Below are 6,235 nucleotides of genomic sequence, written 5' to 3' on the forward strand. Positions count from 1 at the left end.
GCAGGTGGCGTGTTGATCGGCGTGCTTGCGACACTCCTTTTCGCAATCCTCGCACACCGCCAGCGCCACCTTGGCCATCGCCGGCAGGTTCGGAGAGCCGAGGGATGCGAGCTTCTGGAGCGTGGCGCAGACCGACAGCATCTGGTCGACCGACTTGGCGCAGGCCGCGAGCGAGGTGTCGCCGGCCGCGAACGACTGCAGGCAATGCGCGATGCAGGCCTGCCCGGTCTTGACGCAATCGGACGCGGTTTCGATCAGCTTGGCATTGGCCGGCGCAGCGCCGGCGGCCGCAGCATGCATGTGGGCGCTATGGTCCTCGGCGGCGAGCGCGGGCGAAGCCACAAAGATCGCGGCACCCAGAACGGTCAGAAGATTGCGGCGGTCGAGCATGATGAACTTCCCTCTGCGTGGAGTACGTCTATCTACTCGAGCCGGATGAAAAAACAATCTCGCGCCGACCTGCGATTGTAGTCGATTATTCTCTTCGTAGTCCTACGCGGCTTCAAGGCCGGTGAATGGGGCCGCTGCCAGAATCGAAAGCGGCCCCACACGCGATCAGAACGATACGGTCAGGCGGGTGTTGAACGACCGCCCCATGCCCGGCACGCCATAGCCCCAGATCGGCGACGATCCGCCCATCATCGAGGCCGCGCGGTAATCGACGAGGTCCGCCCCGCCGAGCGGCAGCGTGTAGAACTTGTCGAAAACGTTATCGACGCCGACATCCAGCCGCACGTTCTCCCAGCGATAACCGGTGCGGAGGTTCAGCAGCGCGTAGGCCGACGTCGTGGTCTCGTTGTGCACCTCGCTGACCTGGGTCTTGGCGCCGACCAGTTGCAGCTCGATGCCGTTGACCCAGCCACCGAGCTCGTGATCGAGCCCGAGCTTCGCGTTGACCGGCATCACGTGATACAAGTTGATGCCGTCGGTGCGCTGGCCGTGCACATAAGCGAACTGCCCGCGCAGCACGCCTCGGCCGTAAGCCGAATTGTCCCACGCCGTCAGCCGACCGTCGAGATTGACGCCGTAGAGTTCGGCGTCGTGGTTGGCGAACTGCAGGAACACGAAGGCGTTGGTCTTGGTCAGATTCGCCGCATTGCAGGTCGAGCTGCCCGCGATGAAGCAGCGGTTCACGTCGATGTAGTCCTGCACGTAGCTGTAGTACGGCGTGACTCGAACCTCCCAAAGCTTCTGCGCCGGATCGTGCCACGCCGCGGTGAAGCTCACCGTGTGAGCCTTTTCCGGGTTGAGGTCGACATTGCCGACATAGCCGTTGCCATCGCCGAACCAGCCGATCATCTTCATCGCCATCGCGGTGTTCGACCAGGTGTAGCGCTCGTACAAATTTGGCGAGCGGGTCTTGCGGGCGAAGCCGAGCTCGAACTGGCTGATCGCATTGGGCTCGTAGCGGATCAGCGCCGAGCCGTCGAAATTGACGTCGGTGCGATCGCGGTCACGGCCGTTGAAGCGTGCCGCATCGGCGGCGTACATCGAGCTGTAACCCTGGACGTTGCCGGTGCCCATCCACACCACGTCGTTGCGCAGACCGAACAGCGTGGTCCATTCCCGGTTCCAGTGCCGAGCCGGGTGCGGCGACCGTCGTTGATGTTGATGAAGGTGTTGGGCGACATCATCATCCCCGAGCCCGGCACCGGATCCCACCAGTCGTCGAGCCGATACGCATGGGTCTCGTTGCCGATGCGGATCAGATCGTGGTCGGAGGCGATCACCGACGCCTTGATGTTATAGCCGAGGTCGGTGCCGCGGGTGTCCATCGGCATGTTGCTGATCTTGTCGGGCGCGATGAAGCCCATGGTGTGCCGGATGCGGTGATAGAACGCCGATGTCTCCAGCTTGCCCCAGTCGAACACGCCGTCGTAGCGGCCGTTGACGAACATCGACCGGTTGGAAACCATGTCCATGTACTGGTTGACGTAGCCCTGATACGGGATGAATTGCCCGCCGACCTGCAGCGTGAACAGATTGCCGGCGCTCTGCCGCGAGATGCTGACGGCGTGGTTCTGCACCTCCCACAGCGTCGACTTCACCGTCATGCCGTTGCCGGCCTTGTAGTTGCCGGAGCGGGCCCAGCCGCCGGTGTAGGTGACGCTGGTGTCCTGATTGGCGATCGTCGCACGCGCATCAACGCCGTAAGCGTTGCCGTTGCTGCGATAGAAGCCGGAGACGGTCGCTGTGGTCAGCAGGCTCGGCCCGGTCGCAGACTGCGGCGGCGCGGGGGTGACGTCGATCTTGCCGCCGATGTAGTCGCCGCCGACGCTGACCGGCGCGACGCCAAGATAGGCGCGCATGCTGGCGATCATCTGCGGATTGACGAAGGACAGCGGCGGATTCATCTCGTTCGGGCACGCCGGGCTGATCAGCATTGAATTGATCGCCACCTGCACGCGATCGGCACCGACGCCGTTCAGCGCCGGCAGGCTGGAAACGCCGCCGGCACCCCACACTGCGCCGCCCGGAATGTCGGTGATCAGCGAGGCGCTGTCGCTGGTGCCGAGGCTGCGCGTCACCGCGGCCGAGCCCGGCAGCGTCGTGGCCGAGGCGGACACCGGCTCAGACGATGGCGCGGCGGGCGGCGGAGGCACCGCAGCGTCGCGGATCACCGGGCCGCGCTGCGGCGACGGCGTGGCGGCGCGCACGCGCGGTTTGGCGCGCGGCCTGGCGGGCTCGACCACGATGGTCGACAGATTGCTCGCAGTTTGGGCCGAAGCCGGCGCCGACGAGAGCGAGACCGCCGAGAACGCGATCGCCGCGCACGGCAACGACAGCAGCGAGGTGGACAGCAGCAATGACCGGCGCAAGCCGGCGGACAGAACGGATGACATGACGAAACTCACGGAAGATCGAACGCGCGCAGCGTCTGGCTGGCGCAGGACATCTGGCGCCGTGCGCTGCGACAGCAGACGCGACGGTGACAGCAGCGAAACAGCAAAGCATCGCCACCGCGCAGAAACGCGCGATCAGCGACGGGTGCGGTTACGCGACGTCCGGAGGTCCGCGAGCGGAGTGGGAGGAGACCGGGGCGCTACGCGGAGCAGCCTCGGCGAGCGGCCAGCGCTGGGCGAGCCACGCCCAGGCCAAGCTCGGCGCCGCGGTGACGACCAGCGACGGCGGCGGCAGGCTGCAGACCAGGACGCAGGCGATGCACTTGAAGTGCACCACCACCCGATCCTGCGACTCGGCCGGCGCGGAGGTGTCGATCGAATGGCAGATGCCGGCGCTGGCAAGAACATCGAGCGATGCGGCGCTGGCGACCGGCATCGCCGACAGCGCGATCTGCAGCAGCAGCGCAAGGGTGACGATCCAACTGGTCGACATCCGCAGAACGGCGCCGCCCCAAGCGGACTCATTGCGGATCGCGGGCGATCGACTTGGACGGCGCGCATGCGCGGCCGACGCTCCTGCCTTCACTCCGTTCCGCAACGCCCTCAGCACATTCGTCCCCAGCCTGTGCAGAGAGCAAGTAATCACAGCGCCGAAGGTGCACAATATGGCGAAGTAATAAGATACCGCACTTCATGACATTTGGAATAGATGTCACTTTTGCACCACAGGTCGTTCAAACGCGCGCGCCCGGGACGAAGCCCGGGCGCGACACATCAGTTGCAAAGAGTTGGCGTGAAGCGACGGCTTACGCCGCCCGCACCGTCTCCATGAAGCGATCGACTTCGTCCTTCAGGCGCGTGCTGTCGCGCGACAGCGACTGTGCGGCGGACAGCACTTGCGACGAGGCCGAACCGGTTTCGGTCGCGCCGCGCTGCACGTCGGAGATGTTGGACGAGACCTCGTGGGTGCCGCGCGCAGCTTGCTGCACGTTGCGCGAGATCTCCTGCGTCGCTGCGCCCTGCTCTTCCACCGCAGACGCGATGGTCGAGGCGATCTCCGACATCCGCTCGATGGTGCCGCCGATCTCGCGGATCGCACCGACCGACTCCTGCGTCGCCGACTGCATGCTGCTGATCTGCGAGCTGATCTCGCCGGTCGCCTTGCCGGTCTGCTCGGCAAGCGCCTTCACTTCCTGCGCCACCACCGCGAAGCCGCGGCCGGCATCGCCCGCGCGCGCCGCTTCGATCGTGGCGTTGAGTGCGAGCAGGTTGGTCTGGCCGGCGATGGTGTTGATCAGATCGACCACGTCGCCGATCCGGTTCGCCGCCTGGGCGAGCGTACCGATCCGATCGTTGGTCTTGCGCGCCTGCTCGACGGCTTCGTTGGCGATGCGCGCCGCCTCCTGCACCTGACGGCTGATCTCGGTGATCGAGGACGCCATCTCTTCGGTGGCCGAGGCCACCGACTGCACATTGGCCGACGCCTGTTCGGAAGCCGCCGCGACCGAACCGGCGAGCATCTGCGAACGTTCGGCGGTGGTGGTCAGCGTACCGGCCGAAGCTTCGAGTTCGGTCGAAGCCGAGGTCACGGTGTCGATGATCTCGCCGACCGCGCCTTCGAAATGATCGGCGAGGCGCTGCATCTCGGCCTTGTGCTCGGCGGCGACGCGGCGTTCGGCTTCCTCCTGCTCGGCCTTCAACCGGTCGAATTCGCGCGAGTTGTTGCGGAACACTTCGACCGTGCAGGCCATCAGCCCGATCTCATCCAAACGGCCGGAGCCGACGATCTCGACATTGGTGTTGCCGGCAGCAAGCTCCTTCATCACGCCGGACATCGCCACGATCGGGCCCGACACGGCACGGCCGATCAGCCAGGCGAGCAGAATGCCGACCGCGAGCGCGCCGAGGGTGATGACCAGGATCTGGGTTTGGGTTTCGCTGATCAGCGCCTCGGTCTGGTGGCCGATCTGCTTGGATTCGGTCAGACCGGACTGCTTGATCGCCGCGGCATCTCCTGCCAGCGACTCAGCGACTTTGGTCATCGACGCGATCGCCGCGTCGATCTCGTTGACGTCGCGAACCGACTGCTGGAAGCCGTCCGCATAGATTGCGAGGTCGGCTTCGATCGCAGCGAGCTGCTTGCGTTCGGCGTCTCCCGTCAGCGCGGTCTTCATGGTCGACAGTGAGGTGCGAAAATCCGCCAGAGCCTTTTCGGCGCCCGCCTGCGCGGACTTCTCCAGCCGGACTCCGAGCACCTTCGCGGCGCCGAGCCGCAGGAGCAGGAACTGCTTGAGCGATTGCGCGACCAGAAGCGACTGATCGCTGTTGCCGTCGCCGCTCATCGTGGAGGACTGCAGCTGCTCGAGCTTGCTGACGATCCGTTGCCCGACCGGCCCCAGCACGGTCAGCGACAAGCGGTTCTGATCCTGGCGCAGCTTGGTCAGCCCCTCGAACTGGGCAACGTAGGAATCGACCTTGTTGCTGAGCTCGACCATGGCGGCGCGCCGGCTCGCGAGACCCATCTGCTGCAGCGATTGCTTAATGTGATCCTGCAGTTCGGTGCGACGCTTGGTGGCTTCGGCGATCAGATAGTCTTCGCCGGTGAGGCTGTATTCGCGCACGGTACGGCGAAGCGAATTGAAGTCCTGTTCGACGTCACGCACGGCGTCGACGACGCCGACGCGCTGATCGAACTTGGCGAACGCATCACCGACCTTGCCGAAGCTGGAATAGTTGAGGACGGCCAGGACGGCCATCAGCACCTGCACGGCGGCGAAACCGATGGCGATTTTCACCCCGATCTTGCGGTTGGTGAAGAACGAAAACAGGCCCGCAGAACTGTGCGGGACAGGCGACGATTGAGCACTAGGCATGATCTCTTTCCCGACGAGGCCGCGCGAAAGCGTGGCTGCACTCAGCGCATGAAAGAGAGATCCGCAGCACGTCAGGGACGCGCACGTCGCCGCGAATCCCCCTGCTGTGATTTCATCTTATGAGCGAATCCAGAACCGGCTCGCACGCAATAAGTGCGCGGAAATTCGTTCCAATCCGTTAAATATCAGCGGTGCAATTCGGTGCGCATTGGCGCCAGTTTGCGCTCATCACCACGTCGGCAGCTGTGTTCAAGTTTGATCAATGTCAAATAGCGCCGCAAAATCGAACTAACAGTTGATGTTAGTAAGCCGAGCCCGGACTGAAGCAGATTGCGCCGCGCCATCGGACAGACGGCTCAATACGACGAAGGTCGCATCAGCGGTTCTGTGGATGAATGACATGAACACGTTCGCTTGCGCGAATCAGCGCGGGTGTGCGCGTCAGCCCGCTTTGCGAAGCAGCGAGTAGCGTTGCTCGAGCCGCGCCGGCTCGCGCGCGTGCATCCACACCGGGACCTC

General features: G+C 64.6%; 3 protein-coding genes and 1 pseudogene. All 4 read right to left on the minus strand.

All coding sequences use genetic code 11. The annotated features are described in order from the left end of the window. Positions 1–390, minus strand: a 390-nt coding sequence (locus tag DYI24_RS19020) for a four-helix bundle copper-binding protein (RefSeq protein ID WP_164573421.1), incomplete at its 3' end; no start/stop codon positions are given. Between the two features lie 165 nt (positions 391–555). Beyond that, a pseudogene (locus tag DYI24_RS19025) lies at positions 556–2,843 on the minus strand (TonB-dependent receptor). Between the two features lie 151 nt (positions 2,844–2,994). Further along, positions 2,995–3,336, minus strand: coding sequence for a hypothetical protein (locus tag DYI24_RS19030; RefSeq protein ID WP_164573422.1), 342 nt, complete (start codon positions 3,334–3,336; stop codon positions 2,995–2,997). Positions 3,337–3,649: 313 nt separating this feature from the next. Further along, positions 3,650–5,716: a methyl-accepting chemotaxis protein gene (locus tag DYI24_RS19035; protein WP_164573423.1), complete on the minus strand. Its 2,067-nt coding sequence runs from the start codon at positions 5,714–5,716 to the stop codon at positions 3,650–3,652. Between the last annotated feature and the right edge of the window lie 519 nt (positions 5,717–6,235).

This window comes from Rhodopseudomonas sp. BR0C11 (genome assembly GCF_010820945.1).
Classification (GTDB): Bacteria; Pseudomonadota; Alphaproteobacteria; order Rhizobiales; family Xanthobacteraceae; genus Rhodopseudomonas; species Rhodopseudomonas palustris_H.